This is a genomic window from Jeotgalicoccus huakuii (assembly GCF_036665975.1).
GTDB lineage: Bacteria > Bacillota > Bacilli > Staphylococcales > Salinicoccaceae > Jeotgalicoccus > Jeotgalicoccus marinus.
In genome coordinates, this window is the sequence record NZ_JAVIYN010000004.1 from 23,846 (window position 1) to 43,991 (window position 20,146).

Below are 20,146 nucleotides of genomic sequence, written 5' to 3' on the forward strand. Positions count from 1 at the left end.
TGTAACAAATTTCTTACAATATCTTATCTGTGTGGTGAACATTATGAAAAGTAAACTTCAATTATTAAAAGATATCGCGGAGTTTCTAAATGCAGAGACACATCGTCAGTCCATGATAGATGGTGCTTTGAAACTACTCATTGATCATTCTATATTTGAAACTGGGTGGATCTTTTTTATTAATGAGCGAGGCGTGCATGAACTTAGCGCACATTATCAATTACCACCTTCGTTAGAATACGATGATAATCGTTATTTATGTCAGGACAAGTGCTGGTGTGTCAATAAATTTAATAAGAACGAACTATCTAAGGCAACCAATATAGTCGCTTGTTCTAGATTGGAAAGAGCCGCTCGTGAAAGACCGTATGAGAATAGTGATTTCACCCATCATGCTACAGTACCATTAATGTCTGGGGATGAAACCTTCGGTCTTTTAAACGTTGCGACACCATCGACCAAAGAGTTTCAAAAAGATGAACTCGACTTATTAGAATCAGTTGCATTTCAGTTAGGCTCTTCCTTAAAGCGTTTGGATTTAACCGTCAGAGAAAGAGAGAACATGATTATTCAAGAGCGTCAACGACTCGCAAGAGAACTGCATGACTCAGTTAACCAAATGTTATTTTCTATTGGTATTACATCGCATGCAGCTCAAGCTATAAAAGACACAAAACAATCTTCTATGGCTTTTACTCGAATAGAAGATACTGCTAAATACGCTATGGAAGAGATGAAAGCATTAATTTGGCAACTTAAACCGATTGGTTTAGAAAATGGTATTATTGAAGCAATTAAAAATTACGGGAAGATTTTGCAGCTTGAAGTCCATGTATCTGTAAGTGGTTTTTACAATGTTCCAGATAAAATGGAGATAGAAATTTACAGAATCATTCAAGAAGGTATGAATAATGTAAGAAAACATGCAAAAACAAGCGCTGTAAAAATTTTAATTTCTAATGATGAATCATGTATAGATATATCCATTCAAGATGACGGACAAGGATTTGATCCGTCAACGACCGATCAATTTAGTCATGGATTGTCTAATATGAAGGAACGGACAATGAATATGCAGGGACAGTTTGATATAAGAACAAGTGAAGGTCAAGGGACCGTTATAAATATTAATATACCGAAAGGAAGTCGCTAGTATGTACAACATTATTTTAACTGACGACCATCAGGTTGTAAGAGAAGGTATGAAGTTTCTCTTATCTACTACTGAGGATTTAAAGGTCATCAACGATTTTGATAGTGGTGAAGATACGCTAAATTTTTTATCGACCACTGAAGAGAAAATTGATCTTGCACTCATCGATTTAGTCATGCCTGAAATGGATGGTATCGGGCTAACCACTCAACTAAAAGAAAAATACAAAAACATAAAAGTGCTCGTCTTATCTAGTTACACGAGTGAGGAATACATTCGCCCAGTGTTTAGGGCTGGGGCAGATGGCTATATTATTAAGGAAATGGATATCGATGAACTTACCAATTCTATTAGAGATGTCATTGAAGGTAAGCGGGTCGTTCATCCGGATATATTGAAGATTATAGATGAAGGTGGCGTTTTACCACATGAAAAAAATGTCTTATCACGTCGTGAGATGGAAGTGCTAAAGGAAATCGTCAACGGTTTGTCTAATAAAGAAATATCAGAGACATTATTTGTGAGTGAAAAGACTGTAAAAACACATGTGAGTCATATTCTGAATAAGTTGGAAGTCTCAGATAGAACACAAGCGGCAATTTATGCAATAAAATTTAATATTATCGAATTTTAGTTGCATAAATTTTAAAAAACTTTACTTTGTGTAAACGCTTAACCATGCATGTTTAAAAGACTTGTAAATATATATTAACAATAATTCTATAGACAAATCATCGTTATAGACAGTATACTTGAATACATATTCAGAGAATATAGATAAAGGGGGATATACACTTGAAGATTGGTAACAAATTAACAATTTATATTGTAATCGCTTTAATAGCAGGTATAGCTGTAGGTTCAATTTTCAATACCATGGTAGACCAAGGTTGGGTCTTATGGATTGATCAGTACATATTCAATGTACTTGGGCAATTATTCTTAAATCTAATATTTATGGTCGTTGTGCCTGTAGTATTCATTTCAATTACACTGGGTGTTGTTAGTGTAGGTGATCCTAAACTACTTGGAGCAATCGGTGTTAAAACGTTAATATTTTATTTAACTACAACTGCAATAGCAATTACGATTGCGATGGGAATTGCTTTAATTTTACAACCAGGGGAAGGTCAATCGAATTTACTTCAGTCTGATGAAGTGACAGAATATCGTGAGACAGAACTTGAAGGTGGAGATACTGAATTAGCGATGGAACAAACGTTTGACCAAACGCTAATCAATATTATTCCAGATAATATCTTTATGGCAATGGCAGAGCAAGATATGTTACAAATCATAGCTTTCGCGATTTTCATAGGTGTTGGTTTAATTGCTGTTAAGGAAAAAGCTAGTGGAATCGTTAAATTATTTGAACAAGCTAACGAAGTCATCATGTGGATTGTCTTAGCAATCATGAAATACTTCGCAGCACTTGGTGCTTTTGGTCTAGTAGCAACAGCATTTACTCATGCTGGTTTTGGTGCGATTCAACAGCTCGGAATGTATTTCTTATGTGTATTACTTGCCTTGTTTATTCACTTTGCAGTTGTCTATGGTTCTGCAGTAACTTTCTTAGCGAAGAAAAGCTTTGTTTGGTTCATTAAAAACTTTACTCCAGCTATGACTGTTGCCTTTAGTACTTCATCATCATCTGCTGTACTACCGGTTTCTTTAGAAACGGCTCAGAATAGACTGAAAGTCAGAAAGAGTATTTCCGCATTCGTTCAACCTTTAGGTGCAACGATTAATATGGATGGTACAGCCATAATGCAAGGGGTTGCGACAGTATTTATTGCACAATTGTCTGGTGTTGATTTAACAATCATGCAGATGGTAACAGTGGTAATTATCGCAACAATTGCAAGTATCGGTACAGCTGGTGTTCCTGGTGTAGGACTTGTAATGCTTGCCATGGTACTAACTGCTGTTGGACTTGATCCAGCTGCCATTGGTATCATCTTAGGGATTGATAGATTACTTGATATGACACGTACAACAGTGAACATCACAGGAGATGCGACAGTGGCTATGATCATTGACCATCAACAAGATGTTAAAGAAGGTAAGTTCATCAAGGGTAAACATAAATACGTCGACGGTGAAATCGTTGAAAAATAATTAGTTGTGGTGGGGCGTCTTCGGACGCCTCACTTTTTTGTATGTTATCAGATTATAACGATTTTATTTTAATCGATGATAATCTCGTTATAATAGTGAATAATTAGTGAATTCTTTCCCAAAGCTCTTTTAATTGTAATAATTATCATTTAAAATATTGAATAGACAAAAAGTGATATGATAGGTGGTTAATATAAGTTAATCGCAGTGAGATGAAGGGACGATCTAAATGGATAAGCAAGAATTCACACAAATTCTACAGTCGAAGTTCAAAATAGTTAGAACGGAGGCTGGTTACACCCAAGATGCTATGAGCCATACAATTGGATTATCCAAAAAGACACTAGTACAAATAGAAAAAGAACGCATCGTACCTAACTGGACGACGAGTGTGTCACTCTGTGCACTATTTAGAAATAGTGAAGTATTAACCAATACGTTCGGTGGAGATCCTTTAGAATTAGTACAAGTGTTATCCAGAGGTTCAGCAATTTACCCTAACTACAATAAAGGGAATATCTATTGGGAAACGTTAGAAACAAACAAAGGATACAAATTAGAATTCAACAAAACGAATTCAATTTACCGTGTAATTAGTGATAAGAACCAACCCCTACATGCTTCATATATCGAGAGAGAAATGAGAACGTATTTTGAGCGTGTAAGTAACAGATAATATACTTTATTATGAAGCCTAAAGACTAGATGATGTGTCCTTAGGCTTCTTTTTAATGCTTTTCCTTTAAATTGTATCTAAAGTTGTATATAGTTATTAAGGCGAATAAGAGGTGAAATTCAATGAATCCAATTTTACAAATTGCAATAATGATAATAACAGGGGCTTTAATAGGTGGTTTTACAAATACACTCGCAATTAAAATGTTATTTAGACCATATGAGGCAAAATATTTATTCGGTAAGAGACTGCCATTTACGCCGGGTGTCATTCCTTTACGACGTGACGAAGCATCGACGAAACTCGGTGAAATTGTTACTGGTCACTTATTAACACCAGAAGTTTTTAGGGATAAATTACAAAGCCCTGAAACGAATAATTTAATTATGCATTTCATCGATCGTCAGATTGAAACGATTGAACAAGAAAAGCTAACCCCATCATACTTTTTAGAACGTCTGTCTGATGGATTGACTGACAAGTTACTTCACTTTTTTAATGAAGAAATTAAATCGAAAGTACAAGTAGAAGGACAAAAACTATACCAAAGAGAAGTGGGTAGTTTGATTCCTGATGATGCGCTAGCGTCCTTAGATCAAAAAGTGGATCACCTTGCTTATGATATCAACAACAAGATCAGTAGCTATTTGTCGAGTGAAAAAGGTTATAAAGACATATTTACTATGGTAGATGAATTTATAGAGAATAGGGGACGAATAGCAAAAGGGCTTAAATACTTTATGACTAAAGAGGCTCTAGCTCTAAGAGTCCAAGATGAGCTACTTAAACTTATCAGTCAGGATAAGATGATTGATATAGAGAAAAAAGTGATTTTAGATGAGTATGAGAAATTTAAAAATAATCGCTTAGATGATGTAGTCTCAATCCAAGATAGGGACAAAATTCTCAATAGCATTGTTGAAGTCCTACAAGAAAAAATAGATATTAGGGAGATTTTAAATACACCAATTGTCAACTTTAATCCTGAATTGTTTGAACGCTTTAAGGAAAAGGGTAAATACAAATTGAAAGACGACTTCATTGCCTATTCATCTAAAAATATGACGAAGATCATCAACAAGCTTCAGCTTGCTGACGTGATTAAGAAACAAATTGATAGCTTTGAGTTAAGTAAACTTGAGTCATTAGTGATGGATGTAGCAAATAAGGAATTTAAAATGATTATGCTACTGGGTTATTTACTCGGGGGTATTGTCGGATTGTTCCAAGGCATGTTAGTATTGTTTTTCTAATTGCATAATTTGTGTTAATGTAAAATTATCAAACTAAAAGGAGCTTTTTTTCAAATGACTAATGTATATGATCAGGCGAACGCACTAGAGAGTGCTTTACGTCAATCAGAAGAATTCCAACAAATGCAGGAACTTTATTCTAAAGTAAACGAGAATGAAGAATCTAAAAAACTTTTTGATGAGTTTAGAGAATTACAAATGACTCTACAACAAAAACAAATGCAAGGTGAAGAACTTCTTGAAGAAGACATTCAAAAAGCTCAGAGCTCAGCTCAAGAAATTGAGAACGATGAAAACATTAAAGGTTTAATGGAAGCAGAACAAAAAATGAGTCAGCTTATCCAAGACTTAAACCGTGTAATTATGAAACCTATTGAAGAGTTGTACGAAATCAACAATCAATAAATTAATTATAAATGAGAGGCCTTACGGCCTCTCATTTTTGTTATAATGTTGGAGAACAGATTTTTCGCCTAAGAAAGGATGAATCCAGTGGTAAAATTTATCCATGCAGCTGATCTGCATTTAGATAGTCCATTTAAATCACGGACAAAAATGCCCGCTAGTATACTAGAAATACTCATGGAAAGCACATATAAAAGTGTCACGCGTATGGTTGATTTTGCAATCTCAGAACGCGTTGATTTTATACTTATTTCAGGAGACGTTTTTGATCAGTCTAATCGTTCTTTAAAATCGGAAATATTCTTAAAAAATCAATTTAATAGATTGAAAGATAAGGGAATATTTGTCTATATGATTCACGGAAACCATGATCCATTATCTTCAGGTTTTAAAACAAACTGGCCGGAAAATGTTGCGGTCTTTAAAGAGAATGTTGAAACGTATGAAATGATGAGTAATAAGGGTGAACGTGTTTACTTACATGGGTTCTCTTATCTGTTGGATGAGTCTTATGAGAATAAGTTAGATGAGTATCCAACGAATACAGATAATAGAGGAATTCATATTGGACTCTTACACGGTACTTATGCGAAGACCGACAATGATGTTAAACGTTATACAGAGTTTAATTTAGAAGCTTTAAATAATAAACTTTATCACTACTGGGCACTTGGTCACATTCATGTACGTCAACAGTTATCAGATCTGCCACTGATTCACTATTCGGGTAATATCCAAGGTCGTCATAAAAATGAAACAGGCGAAAAGGGATTTTTACTAGTTCAAGGTGATGACGTTCGTTTATCGACTGAATTTGTACCTGTACAAGAAGTTGTCTTTAATAATTTTGAACTTAAGGTAGATACACTAAAAAAAGAGAAACTCTATCAAAAAATTGTTGAGTTTAAACAAGGGTTAAGAGAAAAAAATAAATATATTATCAATCTCACACTCAATTATGATGGGGAAGAAGAAATGTCATTAATGGACTTCAATGAACTTATTGAACTGCTCCAAGAAGACGAAGTCAATATTGATCAGTTTGTGTGGATTGATAACATTGAGGTCACTTATAATAATGCTGAGCAAATTGCTTTATTAAATGACATTAAGAAAAGTTATTCAAATAACGAAGAACTCTTTAGAGAAGCAGTAAATACGATGTATATGGATCCTAATATTAATCGATATCTTCCACCAATTGGTGAGATTTCTCAAGATGAACTGCTTAAAATGGGTGAAGATCGCCTGAAAATGTTAATGAGGAAGTAGTGAGCATATGAAAATACTTTCGGTAAATATATATGGATACGGAAAATTAATAAAGCAAGAATACAATACAAACCAGGATTTTCTTCAAGTATTCGGTGAGAATGAAGCGGGTAAGTCTACGATGATGTCCTTTATTCATTCAGTGCTTTTTGGTTTCCCTACTAAAAAAGAACAAGAACCCCGTCGTGAGCCACGCATGCATAATTTATATGGTGGGAAACTGACGGTTCAGTTTAACGATGAGGAAGAACCTGTTGAAATAGAACGTCTTAAAGGTAAAGTTCAAGGCGACGTCAAAGTGTATTTTAAGGACGGCACGATGAGAGGTGAGGAGTGGTTAGCTAAAAAGCTCAACTACATCGATAAGAGAACCTATCGCTCAATCTTCTCCTTTGATGTTCTAGGGTTACAAGATATTCATAAAAATATGACTGAGGATAAACTTCAAGAATATCTTTTAAGAGCAGGTGCACTAGGTTCTCATGAATATGATGAGATGCTTGGCGCTATCGATAAAGAACTCAAAACACTCTATAAGCGTAACGGTATTAATCCTACTATCAATGTAGAATTAGAACACTTAAAGGAACTTAACGAAAAAATCCGTTCTGTTGAAAAGCAGGAGGATCGCTATAAATATTTAGTCGGAGAACAAGTTAAGACGCTTGAAAACTTAAATGCTAAAAAACATGCACTAAATCAATTGGATATGGTACGTAAACAGAAGATGAAAGAAGTTATGTACCATAAAGATATTAAAGATTGGAAGCAGTTAGAAAGTAAATTAGATATAGAGCCGGTAAACTTCCCTGAACGCGGAATTGAGCGATACGAGTCTCTGAGAAATCATATTAAGCAATCTGCAAGGGATATTGGTTTACGTCAGGAAAAACTTAAAACTTTAATCGATGAAATTCAACATGTAGAATTACCAGATAAGTCGGTAATGGAATATTTAGACCGATTACAAAAAGAAGAGCCTGAAATCAGACAACAAAACTTAGAAGTTGTCCGACTATCCAATTCAATTTCTAATTTAGAAGACAGTATCCTGAATAATCAAAGGGATATTGGCTGGCAAGAAGAGCACTTAGATGTGGATGATTCTAATATTGTCAGAGAAACCGTACAATCACTCTTATCTAAATATGACGAGATCATGCTGGAAGAACAGTATTTGATCCGAGAAATTGATCATTTAAATGGTGATATCAAACAATTGGATGCTGAAATTGAAGCGTCTGAGTCAATCCAAATAGATGATCAGAGAATGGCAAAAAAACGCGAGTTATTAGATAAGGAATTTGAACTCGTTGAGAAAAAACGCATGTATCAACTGATAGAAAAAGATTACGAGCGTGAAAAACGAGAAAGAGACCGCGTAAAAAATTGGCAGGCAGCTTTAATAATTGCTATCAGCTTAGTCGCAATTATTATCGGTGTTACTTTTATTATTAATGATAGTTATTTATATGGCGGTCTGAGTTTAGCTATAGGTGCAGCTGCCTTATTTATACTGGTTATCACAAACAATCGGGAACAGGATACCTTGAAAACAGATTACCAAGATGAGGTAATGAACCTGCAACAAGAAATTGAATCACTTAAGCAAAATTACGATATTGCCTTTGATATTGAGGAGGCTAAAGATTTAAGACAAGAACTAAAATCGTTACGTGCAAAACGTAGTTCTTTTGAAGTGAAACTTGGTGACTTAAATGAGACATTATCCGTCAATGAAGCAAATCAAGATCATCTAAATACTCAACTTTTAAGTGTTAAAAATGACTTGAAAGTAAACCCAGATATCGAAGCGAAATATATCGTTGATGCGATATTTACAATTAGAGATATTAAACAAAAACGCCGTCAAATAGATAAGGAAAAAAGCCAACTAAATGATATAAACAATGCACTCAATGATTTTGATCAAAGGGTGAGCGAAGAAGTCAGTAATTTAGGCATTCATTATTCTAAAAATGCTGTTTTCCATGAAGCAAATCAACTGGCGAACAAGTTAAGTGCAGATGAATCTAAATATTATCGTTTACGAGAACAGGCAGACTTACTTGAGAATGAAATTTCGGTCCTAGAAGAACGCAATCGTACGTCTCAAAGAGAGCTCAATGAACTCTTAGATTATGTTGAAGCGGATGACGAAGAAGAGTATTATTACTATGCTAGGAAGCATGAAGAATATACAGCTGATGTAAATCGCTTTAAGGTGCTTAGTGAAAAACTTGACGAAGAGCACTTTGACTACGATCTTAGAAATGACTTATCTAATCGACTCTTGGCTGATCTTAAAAATGATGAAGATGAAATTAATCAGCAGATAGATGTTGTCTCTGAACAAATCCGAAGTGAACAACAAACATTAGTTGAATTAAATAATGAAATTAAAGTCCTTGAAAGTGATGGTAAACTCAGTGAACTAAATCATTTATATGGTATGCAAGAAAGTGTAGTACAAAGCCTTTCTGAAGAGTTTATGTCACTGACGTATATTAAGATTTTAATTGAAACTCATATCAAAGCAATTAAAGATGAACGTCTACCAATCGTTATCGAAGAAGCGAGAGAGACATTTGAGTTTGTAACCAAGGGTCGTTACATCAATGTGATTTACAATGAAGAAGGTATCTTCGTAAAACATAAAAATGGACAGATATTCCATCCATTGGAACTGTCACAGTCAACTAAAGAGATGCTTTATATCAGCTTGAGACTTAGTCTTATTAGAGCCTTGAAGGGCTACTATCAATTGCCAATTATTATTGATGATGCATTCGTACATTTCGATAGTGAGAGAACGAAGACGATATTAGATTACTTCAGAACAAAAACGAATGATCAAGTGCTTTACTTCACTTGTAATTTAAATACAAGTATTCCGTCAGCACAGACGATTCGACTAAAGGAAAAAAATAAGTAGGAGGATCAAGAATGAATAATATATCATCGTTAAAAGCTGGCGACTCAGTAGATACATTCTTTTTAATTAAAAGAGCCCAGCAAGGTGTAACGACACAAGGTAAACCGTACATGACGATTATTCTCCAAGACAGAACAGGTGAAGTGGAAGCTAAACACTGGAATGTTACACCAGATGAGATTGAAGTATTATTACCTGAAACTTTGATTAAAGTTAAAGGAGATATTATCGATTATAGAGGGAAAAAGCAGATGAAAATTGCAAATTTCCGACTAGCAACACCAGAAGATGGACTTCAACCTAAAGATTTCGTTGAAAAAGCACCTATCGATGGTGATGAACTATACGATAAAATCTTAGACTACTGTTTGAAAATAGAAAATGGTAGTCTACAGAGAATTACACGTCAGTTATTAACGAAGTATAGGAAAGAATTCTCTGTATTCCCGGCAGCTATGAGCAATCATCACGATTTCGTATCCGGCTTAGCTTACCATGTTTACTACATGCTGAGAGTCGCTGATTCATTGTGTGATATATACCCAACACTAAACCGAAGCCTATTGTTCTCAGGTATTATTTTACATGATATTGGCAAGGTTAAAGAATTGTCTGGACCAATTGGAACAACGTATACTAATGAAGGTAATTTAATTGGTCATATTGTCATAGCTGTTGAAGAAATAAATAAAATTGCAGAACAGCTCAATATTGAGGGTGAAGAAGTGATGTTATTAAAACATTTAATCCTGAGCCATCACGGCAAACTAGAATACGGTTCACCTAAGATGCCAATGATTAAAGAAGCAGAAATTCTTCATTTCATTGATAATATTGATGCGAGAATTATGATGATGGATAAGCATATCAATAAAGCTGATAAAGGTAGCTTTACAGATAGAATCTTCCCATTAGAATCACGTAACTTCTATAATCCAGAGAGCTTTTAAAATATAATTAACGAAAATTAAAAAAAATGTTAGTCAATCAGAGAGATTGACTAACATCTTTTTATCTATTCAGCGTCCTCAGAAGACTCACTATCTTCGCCTGATTCAGCATTTTCACCGGACTCACTTTCACTTCCTTCTTCATTTTCTTTACTAGGTTCTCCAGTATTTTCTTCTTCCGCTGCTGGATCTTCAGTTTGAGCGTTTTCCAGTGCTTCATTCGCATTTAAGAATGTATCTTCAATATATGTTTGAATTTCTTCATTTTCAAACTCTACTTCATATTCTTCTAGAAGATCTTCATATGCTTTTAATGCTTGTTGTGGATCTTCTTGAATGCTCTGGTTAACAAGTTGCGCCTTAATTGTGTTTAATTCTTCTTTTGGTGTATCTTCCAGTGTGGCATCTTCACGAAGTATAATGTGGTAACCAAACTGTGATTCGACCGGTTCTGAAATCTCACCAGCTTCTAAATCAAATAGGGCAGTTTCAAATTCTTCAACCATTTGTCCTTCTGGTACATAACCAAGGTCACCACCATTTTGTGCACTGCCTGTATCATCTGAGTTTTCTTGAGCAAGCTCTTTGAAATCAGCACCTTCATCTAATTGAGCTTTCAGGTCATCTGCTTTTTGTTTTGCTTCTTCTTTAGTTAAAGTTTCTTCCGCGTTTTCTTCACCTTCTGCGGGTGCTTCGCCTTCTTCACCGAATGAAACGAGAATGTGAGATGCTTTTCTGACATTTTCAAATGCTTCTTCATCAGTGATTTCTAAGTAATCAGCAAAGTATAAATCGTTGTAGGCGTTAGAAATACGTTGTTGTTTATAAGAATCTACTGTCATCCCTGGTTGAGATTGTTGTAACATCATGGAAAAGTTCTCTTCTCCACCGTATTGTTCAATTTCTTCTTCTACCTGACTCGTTAATTCTTCTCTATCAATTTCTTCTGAGTACTTATCAGAAAGGATTTGGTCTAATACTAATTGGAAAGTCTGATTTGCGACTTGATTCGTACCAATTTGGTTTAATACATCGTCTGTAGTAATATCACCAGCTTTACTTGAAGCTAGAACATCTCCGTATTCAACTTCACCCTGGTCTGTATTTTCTTCAGATTCATTACTTTCACTGCTATCATTACTACAAGCAGCTAGACTGACCAAGCCAATCCCTAAAATAAAAGGTGCTAATTTCTTCTTCATCTCAAATTCTCCTCCTAGTTGCATATACAAGAAATAATATAACACACAAAAAAGGCAGCATACAAACGTAAGCTGCCTGATGTTTAAATAGTCTGTTATTTTTCTTCAGTTTCAGATTGATCTTTCTTACTTGGTGGGCCTTCTAAAGCACCATCTACACGGTTTTGAACATTTTCAATATTAGTCTGTAAACGTTCAATATTAGGGTTGATGTCTGCTTGGAAATTAGAAATCATCGTTTTGACTTCATCTCCAAGTGTTGAGAAAACCTCACTTGATTCACGTTTTGTTTTAAGGAAGGCATTTTTGATTTCATCACCTTCGATTTTTAACTGATTAAGACCTGACTGTAAATCATTAGAGCCAGATGCTAATGAATTTTGTAAAGCTTTACCGGACTTAGGAGCGTTTAAGAATGCAATAAGTAAACCTCCAGTTAATCCAACAGTAAAGCCGACTCCGATATTTTTAAGTTTCATATTATACACCTCTCATTGTTAATTACTTACCCAGTCTCAGCGATAGTTATGCATTTAATGAATTTTTAATTGCTTCTGCTACTTCACTACGAACATCGGTTGTGTTCTCTTCTTCTGGTAGGTCGACCCACTTATAGCCAAAACCATCATGTGTTTCTTTATATCTAGGAATGATATGGAAGTGTAGATGGAAGACTGATTGTGATGCATAAGCACCATTGTTTTGAGCAACGTTAAGTCCGTCAGGGTTAAACGCCTCTTTGACTGCATTAGCCACTTTTGTAACAACCTTGATTACTTTTGCACCTGTTTCATCATCTAGGTCGTAAATATTTTCTATTACTTTTTTAGGTACGACAAGTGTGTGCCCCTTAGCAACTGGAAAGGCATCCATAAATGCAATGACATCATCGTCTTCATAAATAATATTTGCTGGTATTTCTCTGTCGATAATTTTTTCAAAAATAGTCTTAGTCATCTCAATATCCTCCATAGCTCTCTTTATGATATAGTTTTACTTAAATATCAGTATACAAATAATTAGAACGATTTAAAAGGAAGTCAAACAATGGTCTTAAATATAAAAAATCTAACAGGTGGTTATTCAAAGGAACCTGTCATTCATGATATATCATTAGATATAAAACGTGGGGAAATCATTGGTCTCATTGGTTTAAATGGTGCCGGTAAAAGTACCACAATTAAACATATCTTAGGTCTATTAAGACCGCATTCCGGATCAATAAAGGTCATGGAACACCGACTAGAAGAAGATGTAGAGGCTTACCGGAGACATCTAGGTTATATTCCAGAAACTCCAATACTCTACGAAGAGTTAACACTTAAAGAGCACATCAATATGACAGCGATGGCTTATGGCCTTACACCTGAACAAGTTGAAGAAAGAAAGGGTCCGCTCTTAAAAAGATTTAGGCTAGATGATAAGGAAGATACATTCCCTAGTCATTTCTCTAAAGGGATGAAACAAAAAGTTATGCTCATCTGTGCTTTCATTGCTGAACCAGATTTATATATTATAGATGAGCCATTCTTAGGGCTAGACCCATTAGGAATTGAATCACTTATTGAACTCATGATTTCTGAAAGAGAAGAAAACCGATCGATTTTAATGAGTACACATATTTTATCGACAGCTGAACGATACTGTGATCGATATATCATAATAGATAAAGGTCGTAAAATTGCCGATGGTAATCTAGAGGAGTTAAGAGCGTTAACTCAATTGCCGAACGGCACGCTTGACGATGTCTATATCAAACTCACTGGTGGTAATCACCATGAGTAAAGCGTTATTTGAAGGACGAATGACCGAAGATATCAAATTAAGGAGCTATTATGGAAAGTTTATATTTAACAGTCACTTTTTAGTATTTTTAATGATTGCTGCAGGTGTCATATTATATACCTTACTCGGCTTGAGAGAAACTTTAAGTCCAGGGATACACATTGATTTAATCTGTGCGATTGTACTTTCCATTTTTATAAACCCAAAATATAGAAGTTTATTAAAAGAAGCAGACATGTTGTTCTTACCACCTTATGAAAAGCATATGACTGCCTATTTTAAACGGGCAGATATTTACAGTTTGTCACTCGGTATTGTTCCGCCAATTGCAGTGTCTATTGCAGTAATGATTCTCTTAACAATTGGTCATGACCTAAGTCATATTATCCTCTTTTTCTTAGTTGCATTGATCTTGTACTTCAATACGTTTTCGATTAAAAAATTAGCAGTTAATACTGAGTTGAAAAAGTGGATGGTAAATTTAAGTTTATTCGCATTAAACTTTGTTAGCTTATTTTTAATTCAACAGCATTCATTGTTCATTATTTTAGCACTCGCTATCGTTGCCCTTAGTCAAGTCAGTGTGAGAAAAATACGTTTTAAGACCTTATCATGGTTGAATTATACAGTCTATGAACAAGAGGAGTCACACGCTTATTTCCAAGTGGTCAGCATGTTTACGAATGTAAAACAAATTGATAAGAGCTTTAAACGACGCGCATATTTGGATGTATTGTTACCAGATATGAAGGGTGAAAAGTTCAATAAGAAAAATATGTATGAGTACCTATTTTACCGTTCTTTTCTAAGAGATCATGATCTACCTATGATTGTGCTTAGAATTATCATCTTATTTTTTATCATTATGTTTTGGATTTCAAACTTTTATATTTCACTCGTATTTTCACTGTTCGGCATTTATATTATCGTCTTGCAGATGTCTCAAATTTATACGAATCAAGCTTATCTTTTATGGCCAAAAATATGGCCAGTAAATCGTTCATACATTCAAGATAGTTACATTAGGTATTCTCATAAAATTGTTCTACTGATATCTTTAATCTTCACATTAATGTTTATTATTGTAGAACCTGAGTATTTTTATATAGGACTATTATTCCCTTTATGGGGTTATGTGTTGAACAAATTCTTATCAAAATCAATTTACAAAAAAGAAGAAGAACTGAGTGATTAATCACTCAGTTCTTCTTCTTTTTCTTCGTCTGTGAAGATATTTTCATTAATTGTATAGTAGGTTTTAGATGATAAGAAATCTCCAAAGAGCGACTCTTCTGTACGGAATTTTTTAAGTGCCTCTGTTGTTAGGTATTGTTCGTGAACATCCGTATATTTAAAGTCATCGTAAATAGATAAGTCTGCCCATTTAATTAGTATCATATAAGTTTCTTTTTTCTCATTGACTCCAACACGATATGCAAGCACGCCATTTATGTCAGCTAATGCTTTCGCTAAATCTAAAACATGTGCACGGAGTGAGTGGAATCCATCTCCTGCAGAAGGGATATAATACATTGTCATCGGTCCATCTGCATCGAGATCACCCATATTTTCAAAAATCTCATATGTCATTTTAGTGGAGAATACTGAGTCTTCATTATTATCTTCATAGTACAAAATAGCATCAGTACCTCTTGAGCTAATGGATGTTTGGTCATATTTCTCATGAAGAGATGTTAAATAATCTAATGTGCCTGTTGTTAAATGCAAATACAATTTCTTCACCTCATAAAGTCTTATTAATTTTTATATACCTGCTCAATAGTGACTTTAAACATAGTCACAAATAGAACGAATTTTTGACAACTTCGAGCTAAATAATAATAGTTCTAATGAATGTGATAAAATACTATAGTGTATAAAAAAATATTAATAGGGGGAAACACTGTGTTTAATGATACTATCATTCGGGCAGCGCGCGGCGAGAAAACAGAGCATACGCCGGTTTGGTTTATGAGACAGGTTGGGCGTTCACAGCCAGAATATAATAAAGTGAAAGAGAAGTATTCACTGATTGAAATTACTAAACAACCTGAACTCACTGCCTATCTGACTGCGACACCAGTAGACAACTATAATGTTGATGCTGCGGTACTTTATAAGGACATCATCACGCCACTTGCACCAATTGGAATTGATGTGGATATTAAAGCTGGTATTGGTCCAGTAATAGAGAATCCGATTCGAACAATTCAAGATGTAGAAAAACTAGGAGAGCTAGACCCCTTTAAAGACTTAGATTATGTATATAAGGCGATCCAAATTCTAACTCAAGAAAAGTTAAATGTCCCTTTAATTGGCTTCTGCGGTGCACCGTTTACTGTAGCGAGCTATATGATTGAGGGCGGTCCATCAAAAAATTATCACAAAACTAAAACAATGATGTATACACAGCCAGAGCTGTGGTTTAAATTGATGGATAAGCTAGTTGAAACAAGCATTACTTACTTAACAGCACAGATTAAAGCAGGTGCTGGCATTATTCAGATATTTGATTCATGGGGTGGTGCCCTTAATAAAGCTGACTATAACTACTATCTTGCACCGGGTATGAAACGTATTATTAAGGCAGTAAAAGCACAAAATGTGCCAGTTATCATTTTTGGAGTCGGTGCAAGTCACCTAGCTACAGAATGGGACAAATTAGGTAGTGACGTGCTTGGACTCGACTGGAGAATGTCAATTACTGAAGCACGTGAACTTGGAATTACTAAAGCTTTACAAGGAAACTTAGATCCAGCGATTCTCTTATCCGACTGGAATATTATTGAAGAACGTGCCAAGAAAATTGTTGAAGAAGGGCAAAGAACAGGGCACATCTTCAACCTTGGACATGGGGTATTCCCAGAAGTGAATCCAGAAGTACTAAAACGTTTAACTGAACTAGTACACACATTTAGTAAAGGACTGTGATTTTAAAATGAGTGAAAAAAAAGCATTATTAGTTATGGCGTACGGAACGCCTTACAAAGAATCGGATATTGAACCATACTATACGCATATTAGACATGGTAGAAAACCAAGTGAAGAAGCTTTACAAGACTTAAAGGATCGCTATGAAGCAATCGGTGGTATTTCTCCTTTAGCAGATACAACAGAACGCCAAGCAAATGCATTAGTAGAAGTACTGAACAAACAAAGTGATGATGAGTACGAGCTGTTTATTGGCTTAAAACATATTCATCCTTTCATTGAAGATAGTGTAAAAGAAATTAGTGAACGTGGAATTAAAGAAATTCATACGGTTGTTTTAGCACCGCATTATTCTAATTTCTCAGTCGGTTCTTATAATAAACGTGCCAAAGAAGAAGCTGAAAAATATGGTATGACGGTTAAATCTGTCGAATCATTTTACGAGCAAACACCATTTATAGATTTCTGGGTGGATGCTTTAGAAGGTACGTTTAAAGAAATTCCTGAAGAAGAACAGAGTAAAACTGCAATTGTTGTGAGTGCACACAGTTTACCTGAGAAAATTAAAGAACATAATGATCCGTATCCAGACCAATTAGTAGAGACTAAGAACTTATTAAAAGCACGATTTAATAAAGGTCATTACTTTGTAGGTTGGCAGTCTGAAGGGAACACGCCTGATCCTTGGTTAGGGCCAGATGTTCAAGACCTTACTCGTGAATTACACAAAGAACATGGATTCGAACATTTTGTTTATTTACCACTCGGTTTTGTATGTGAACATTTAGAAGTACTTTATGATAATGACTATGAATGTAAGGTCGTAACTGATGAAATCGGTGCAACTTACCATAGACCGACAATGCCGAATACAGATGAACGCTTTATTCAAGCGATGGTAAACAAACTCGTTAAACTTTAATTTAGATAGTCAGGATGTGTAATAATGAAAAAAGTTGCCATAATCGGTGCAGGTATAACAGGCCTCTCTGCAATGTATTATCTTTTAGAAGAAAGTAATGATTGTCAGGTAGAGTTATATGAGGCGTCGAATCGAGCGGGTGGTAAAGTCAATACACATATAAAAGATGGCTACACAATTGAATTAGGACCAGAGTCTTACCTGGCTAGAAAAACAGTAATGACTGAACTAGCAGAGAAACTAGGGCTTCATACGACATTAGTAAGGAATCAGACAGGTCAAGCATATATCTATGCTAAAAATCAATTGTACCCTGTACCTAAGGGAACTATGTTAGGTGTTCCTTTAGAATTTAAATCTTTACTTGATACGGACTTAGTTTCTTGGCCGGGTAAATTAAGAGCGACGATGGATTACTTTAAAACCGCCTTACCTTTATATAAAGATATTTCTGTTGGTGAATTCTTCAGAGCTCGGCTTGGGAATGAAGTTTTAGAAAATATGATTGAGCCACTCTTATCTGGTGTTTACAGTACTGACATTGATCAATTGAGTTTAATGTCGACTTATCCAAATTTTAAAAAGACTGAATCGTATTACGGTAGTTTGATGAAGGGGCTTAATTTAGAGCGAAGAAATAAACCACAAGCACCGAAAACGAAAGTCGGGCAATTCTTGCAGTTTTCAGGTGGCTTACAGTCCTTTATCGACCGCATGGTAGAAGTAAACGAGGAACAGGGCGGTAAAATTCATTTCAATAGTGATGTTGAGGCAATCACTAAAAATGATCATGGCTATACCTTGACTGTTAACGGTGAAACAAGTGATTATGATGAAGTCATCGTTACAACACCGCACTTCCAGTATAAGCGATGGTTTGATGATAAGGAATTTGAGTACTTTAATCACATGCCGGCAACGAGTGTTGCAACTGTAGTCATGGCCTTCGATGAATCTCAAGTTCAAAATGCTATTGACGGTACAGGCTTCGTTATCAGTCGTAACATGGACACTGTAATTACTGCTTGTACTTGGACGAATAAAAAATGGGCACATTCCACACCTAAAGGTAAGGCTTTATTAAGAGCTTATGTTGGACGACCAGGTGACTACATTGTTCATGAACGCTCGGATGCAGATATTGCTAGATTGGCTAGAGAAGATCTAGATAAGATTATGGATATAAAAGGTGAAGCGGAGTTTGAAATAGTGACGCGGATGCCATATTCCATGCCAAACTATATTGTTGGCCATAGGCGAATGATCGATGATATACAGTCTTATGTTAGTCAAACCTATCCAGGTTTACATTTAATCGGTGCTTCCCACTATGCAGTAGGGCTACCGGATTGTGTTCAGACTGCTAAAGATACTGCAGAGAAAATAATGAAAAAGTAATGTGATTTTATGGCCTGTTTCTATTATAATTAGTAACAGGTCATTTATTTTAAACAGGGGGAAATACAAATGAAATTTATTTCAAATAATGACATCACAGATCCTATGATTAACCTGGCAATGGAGGAGTACATTTTAAGAGAAATTCCAACAGATGATTCTTATTTTCTTTTTTACGTGAACCAACCTTCTATTATCATTGGTAAAAATCAAAATACCATAGAAGAAATTAATGTACCTTATATAGAGGAACATGGTATCAAAGTTGTCCGTAGAGTTTCAGGTGGTGGGGCAGTATACCATGATGAAGGTAACTTGAATTTTAGTTTTATTACTGAGGATGATGGAGATAGTTTCCATAACTTTAAGAAGTTCACCCAGCCGATTGTAGATGCTTTAAATGATATGGGTGTTAAAGCTGAATTATCTGGTCGTAATGATATAGAAATTGAAGGTGGCAAAAAGGTATCAGGGAATGCGATGTTCACACAAAAAGGTCGTATGTTCTCACATGGTACTTTGATGCTTGAGAGTGATATTTCAGAGGTACAAAATGCCTTGAAAGTAAACCCTAAAAAGATTCAGTCTAAGGGCGTAAAATCTGTTAGCGCTAGAGTAGGGAATATCAATGATTACTTAGAAGAGAAAATCGATATTGAAGAATTTAAGAAGAGAATTTTATCGAACATATTTGGTGGCTTAGAAAATGTTGAAGAATATAAGCTAACAGATGAAGACTGGGAAAAAATTAATAAATTGTCCAAAGAGAAATATCAAACTTGGGAATGGAACTATGGTAAAAACCCTAAGTATAATTATGATAATTCTCATAAGTACGACGCTGGATTATTAGATGTACGTTTAGAGGTAAATGGTGGACGTATTGAGCATGCCAAAATCTTTGGAGACTTCTTTGGTGTAGGGGAAGTCATCGATATTGAAAATCGATTAATTGGTGTTGAACATAATAGAGCAGCAATTGATCAGGCCTTGTCTGATATTGATATCAGTCATTATTTAGGACGTATTACTAGAGATGAATTTTTAGACTTAGTTTCTTAAAAGTATTTAGTACTGTAGAGTGGGAATATATATGATAAAAGCACCAAATTCTCATTAGAGAATTTGGTGCTTATTTATGTAAAT

Annotated in this window: 19 protein-coding genes; 15 read left to right on the top strand and 4 right to left on the bottom strand. The window is 35.0% G+C overall.

Annotated elements, in window-relative coordinates; genetic code table 11:
• Positions 1 to 43 precede the first annotated feature (43 nt).
• The 9 genes from V6E76_RS02875 (at position 44) to yhaM (ending at position 10,762) form a co-directional block, all read left to right on the top strand.
• Positions 44 to 1,153, top strand: a complete 1,110-nt coding sequence (locus tag V6E76_RS02875) for a GAF domain-containing sensor histidine kinase (RefSeq protein WP_247348801.1) — start codon at positions 44 to 46, stop codon at positions 1,151 to 1,153.
• Position 1,154: 1 nt separating this feature from the next.
• Positions 1,155 to 1,787, top strand: coding sequence for a response regulator transcription factor (locus tag V6E76_RS02880; RefSeq protein ID WP_247348803.1), 633 nt, complete (start codon positions 1,155 to 1,157; stop codon positions 1,785 to 1,787).
• Positions 1,788 to 1,948: 161 nt separating this feature from the next.
• The gene (locus V6E76_RS02885) at positions 1,949 to 3,271 is read left to right on the top strand and encodes a dicarboxylate/amino acid:cation symporter (protein WP_247348806.1); all 1,323 of its coding nucleotides are present in this window, start codon (positions 1,949 to 1,951) and stop codon (positions 3,269 to 3,271) included.
• A gap of 229 nt (positions 3,272 to 3,500) precedes the next feature.
• The gene (locus V6E76_RS02890; RefSeq protein ID WP_247348808.1) at positions 3,501 to 3,947 is read left to right on the top strand and encodes a helix-turn-helix transcriptional regulator; all 447 of its coding nucleotides are present in this window, start codon (positions 3,501 to 3,503) and stop codon (positions 3,945 to 3,947) included.
• 122 nt (positions 3,948 to 4,069) lie between these two features.
• Entirely contained in the window at positions 4,070 to 5,200 is a 1,131-nt protein-coding gene (locus tag V6E76_RS02895) for a DUF445 family protein (protein ID WP_247348810.1), read from the top strand.
• A gap of 54 nt (positions 5,201 to 5,254) precedes the next feature.
• Positions 5,255 to 5,605, top strand: coding sequence for a YlbF/YmcA family competence regulator (locus tag V6E76_RS02900; protein WP_035856116.1), 351 nt, complete (start codon positions 5,255 to 5,257; stop codon positions 5,603 to 5,605).
• Between the two features lie 78 nt (positions 5,606 to 5,683).
• Positions 5,684 to 6,877, top strand: coding sequence for a DNA repair exonuclease (locus V6E76_RS02905; RefSeq protein ID WP_247348812.1), 1,194 nt, complete (start codon positions 5,684 to 5,686; stop codon positions 6,875 to 6,877).
• 7 nt (positions 6,878 to 6,884) lie between these two features.
• Positions 6,885 to 9,812: an AAA family ATPase gene (locus tag V6E76_RS02910; protein ID WP_247348813.1), complete on the top strand. Its 2,928-nt coding sequence runs from the start codon at positions 6,885 to 6,887 to the stop codon at positions 9,810 to 9,812.
• A gap of 11 nt (positions 9,813 to 9,823) precedes the next feature.
• The gene (gene yhaM / locus V6E76_RS02915; RefSeq protein WP_247348814.1) at positions 9,824 to 10,762 is read left to right on the top strand and encodes a 3'-5' exoribonuclease YhaM; all 939 of its coding nucleotides are present in this window, start codon (positions 9,824 to 9,826) and stop codon (positions 10,760 to 10,762) included.
• A gap of 65 nt (positions 10,763 to 10,827) precedes the next feature.
• Here yhaM and V6E76_RS02920 read toward each other — a convergent pair whose 3' ends face one another.
• The 3 genes from V6E76_RS02920 to V6E76_RS02930 form a co-directional block, all read right to left on the bottom strand.
• On the bottom strand, positions 10,828 to 11,964 hold the full coding sequence (locus V6E76_RS02920) for a peptidylprolyl isomerase (protein WP_247348816.1): 1,137 nt from the start codon (positions 11,962 to 11,964) through the stop codon (positions 10,828 to 10,830).
• A 95-nt stretch (positions 11,965 to 12,059) separates the two neighbouring features.
• Positions 12,060 to 12,443 (bottom strand): YtxH domain-containing protein, encoded by a 384-nt coding sequence (locus tag V6E76_RS02925; protein WP_247348818.1) that lies wholly within the window; start codon positions 12,441 to 12,443, stop codon positions 12,060 to 12,062.
• A 46-nt stretch (positions 12,444 to 12,489) separates the two neighbouring features.
• The gene (locus tag V6E76_RS02930; RefSeq protein ID WP_247348819.1) at positions 12,490 to 12,921 is read right to left on the bottom strand and encodes an HIT family protein; all 432 of its coding nucleotides are present in this window, start codon (positions 12,919 to 12,921) and stop codon (positions 12,490 to 12,492) included.
• Positions 12,922 to 13,011: 90 nt separating this feature from the next.
• Between V6E76_RS02930 and V6E76_RS02935 the strand changes: the two genes are divergently transcribed.
• Complete coding sequence (locus tag V6E76_RS02935) at positions 13,012 to 13,749, top strand: ABC transporter ATP-binding protein (protein WP_247348821.1); 738 nt, start codon at positions 13,012 to 13,014, stop codon at positions 13,747 to 13,749.
• Entirely contained in the window at positions 13,742 to 14,944 is a 1,203-nt protein-coding gene (locus tag V6E76_RS02940) for an ABC transporter permease (protein WP_247348823.1), read from the top strand. The genes V6E76_RS02935 and V6E76_RS02940 overlap by 8 nt, the downstream gene beginning before the upstream one ends.
• Here V6E76_RS02940 and V6E76_RS02945 read toward each other — a convergent pair.
• A complete protein-coding gene (locus tag V6E76_RS02945) occupies positions 14,941 to 15,483 on the bottom strand; it encodes a hypothetical protein (RefSeq protein ID WP_499797700.1) in 543 nt (180 codons plus the stop codon). The genes V6E76_RS02940 and V6E76_RS02945 overlap by 4 nt on opposite strands.
• Positions 15,484 to 15,654: 171 nt before the next feature.
• On the opposite strand from V6E76_RS02945, the gene hemE reads away from it, so the two are divergent.
• From hemE to lplA, 4 genes are all read left to right on the top strand, one after another.
• Positions 15,655 to 16,680, top strand: coding sequence for a uroporphyrinogen decarboxylase (gene hemE, locus V6E76_RS02950; RefSeq protein WP_247348827.1), 1,026 nt, complete (start codon positions 15,655 to 15,657; stop codon positions 16,678 to 16,680).
• A 7-nt stretch (positions 16,681 to 16,687) separates the two neighbouring features.
• On the top strand, positions 16,688 to 17,602 hold the full coding sequence (hemH, locus tag V6E76_RS02955) for a ferrochelatase (RefSeq protein WP_247348830.1): 915 nt from the start codon (positions 16,688 to 16,690) through the stop codon (positions 17,600 to 17,602).
• A gap of 24 nt (positions 17,603 to 17,626) precedes the next feature.
• Positions 17,627 to 19,000, top strand: a complete 1,374-nt coding sequence (hemY, locus tag V6E76_RS02960) for a protoporphyrinogen oxidase (RefSeq protein ID WP_205710595.1) — start codon at positions 17,627 to 17,629, stop codon at positions 18,998 to 19,000.
• Positions 19,001 to 19,069: 69 nt separating this feature from the next.
• Entirely contained in the window at positions 19,070 to 20,062 is a 993-nt protein-coding gene (lplA, locus tag V6E76_RS02965) for a lipoate--protein ligase (RefSeq protein WP_026866591.1), read from the top strand.
• Positions 20,063 to 20,146 lie beyond the last annotated feature (84 nt).

Excerpts from the sequence above, each read along its gene's own strand:
- V6E76_RS02875 (WP_247348801.1), top strand. The coding sequence starts at position 44 with ATGAAAAGTAAACTTCAATTATTAAAAGATATCGCGGAGTTTCTAAAT.
- V6E76_RS02880 (WP_247348803.1), top strand. The coding sequence starts at position 1,155 with ATGTACAACATTATTTTAACTGACGACCATCAGGTTGTAAGAGAAGGT.
- V6E76_RS02890 (WP_247348808.1), top strand. The coding sequence starts at position 3,501 with ATGGATAAGCAAGAATTCACACAAATTCTACAGTCGAAGTTCAAAATA.
- V6E76_RS02895 (WP_247348810.1), top strand. The coding sequence starts at position 4,070 with ATGAATCCAATTTTACAAATTGCAATAATGATAATAACAGGGGCTTTA.
- V6E76_RS02900 (WP_035856116.1), top strand. The coding sequence starts at position 5,255 with ATGACTAATGTATATGATCAGGCGAACGCACTAGAGAGTGCTTTACGT.
- V6E76_RS02905 (WP_247348812.1), top strand. The coding sequence starts at position 5,684 with ATGAATCCAGTGGTAAAATTTATCCATGCAGCTGATCTGCATTTAGAT.
- V6E76_RS02910 (WP_247348813.1), top strand. The coding sequence starts at position 6,885 with ATGAAAATACTTTCGGTAAATATATATGGATACGGAAAATTAATAAAG.
- yhaM (WP_247348814.1), top strand. The coding sequence starts at position 9,824 with ATGAATAATATATCATCGTTAAAAGCTGGCGACTCAGTAGATACATTC.
- V6E76_RS02920 (WP_247348816.1), bottom strand. The coding sequence starts at position 11,964 with ATGAAGAAGAAATTAGCACCTTTTATTTTAGGGATTGGCTTGGTCAGT.
- V6E76_RS02925 (WP_247348818.1), bottom strand. The coding sequence starts at position 12,443 with ATGAAACTTAAAAATATCGGAGTCGGCTTTACTGTTGGATTAACTGGA.
- V6E76_RS02930 (WP_247348819.1), bottom strand. The coding sequence starts at position 12,921 with ATGACTAAGACTATTTTTGAAAAAATTATCGACAGAGAAATACCAGCA.
- V6E76_RS02935 (WP_247348821.1), top strand. The coding sequence starts at position 13,012 with ATGGTCTTAAATATAAAAAATCTAACAGGTGGTTATTCAAAGGAACCT.
- V6E76_RS02940 (WP_247348823.1), top strand. The coding sequence starts at position 13,742 with ATGAGTAAAGCGTTATTTGAAGGACGAATGACCGAAGATATCAAATTA.
- hemH (WP_247348830.1), top strand. The coding sequence starts at position 16,688 with ATGAGTGAAAAAAAAGCATTATTAGTTATGGCGTACGGAACGCCTTAC.
- hemY (WP_205710595.1), top strand. The coding sequence starts at position 17,627 with ATGAAAAAAGTTGCCATAATCGGTGCAGGTATAACAGGCCTCTCTGCA.
- lplA (WP_026866591.1), top strand. The coding sequence starts at position 19,070 with ATGAAATTTATTTCAAATAATGACATCACAGATCCTATGATTAACCTG.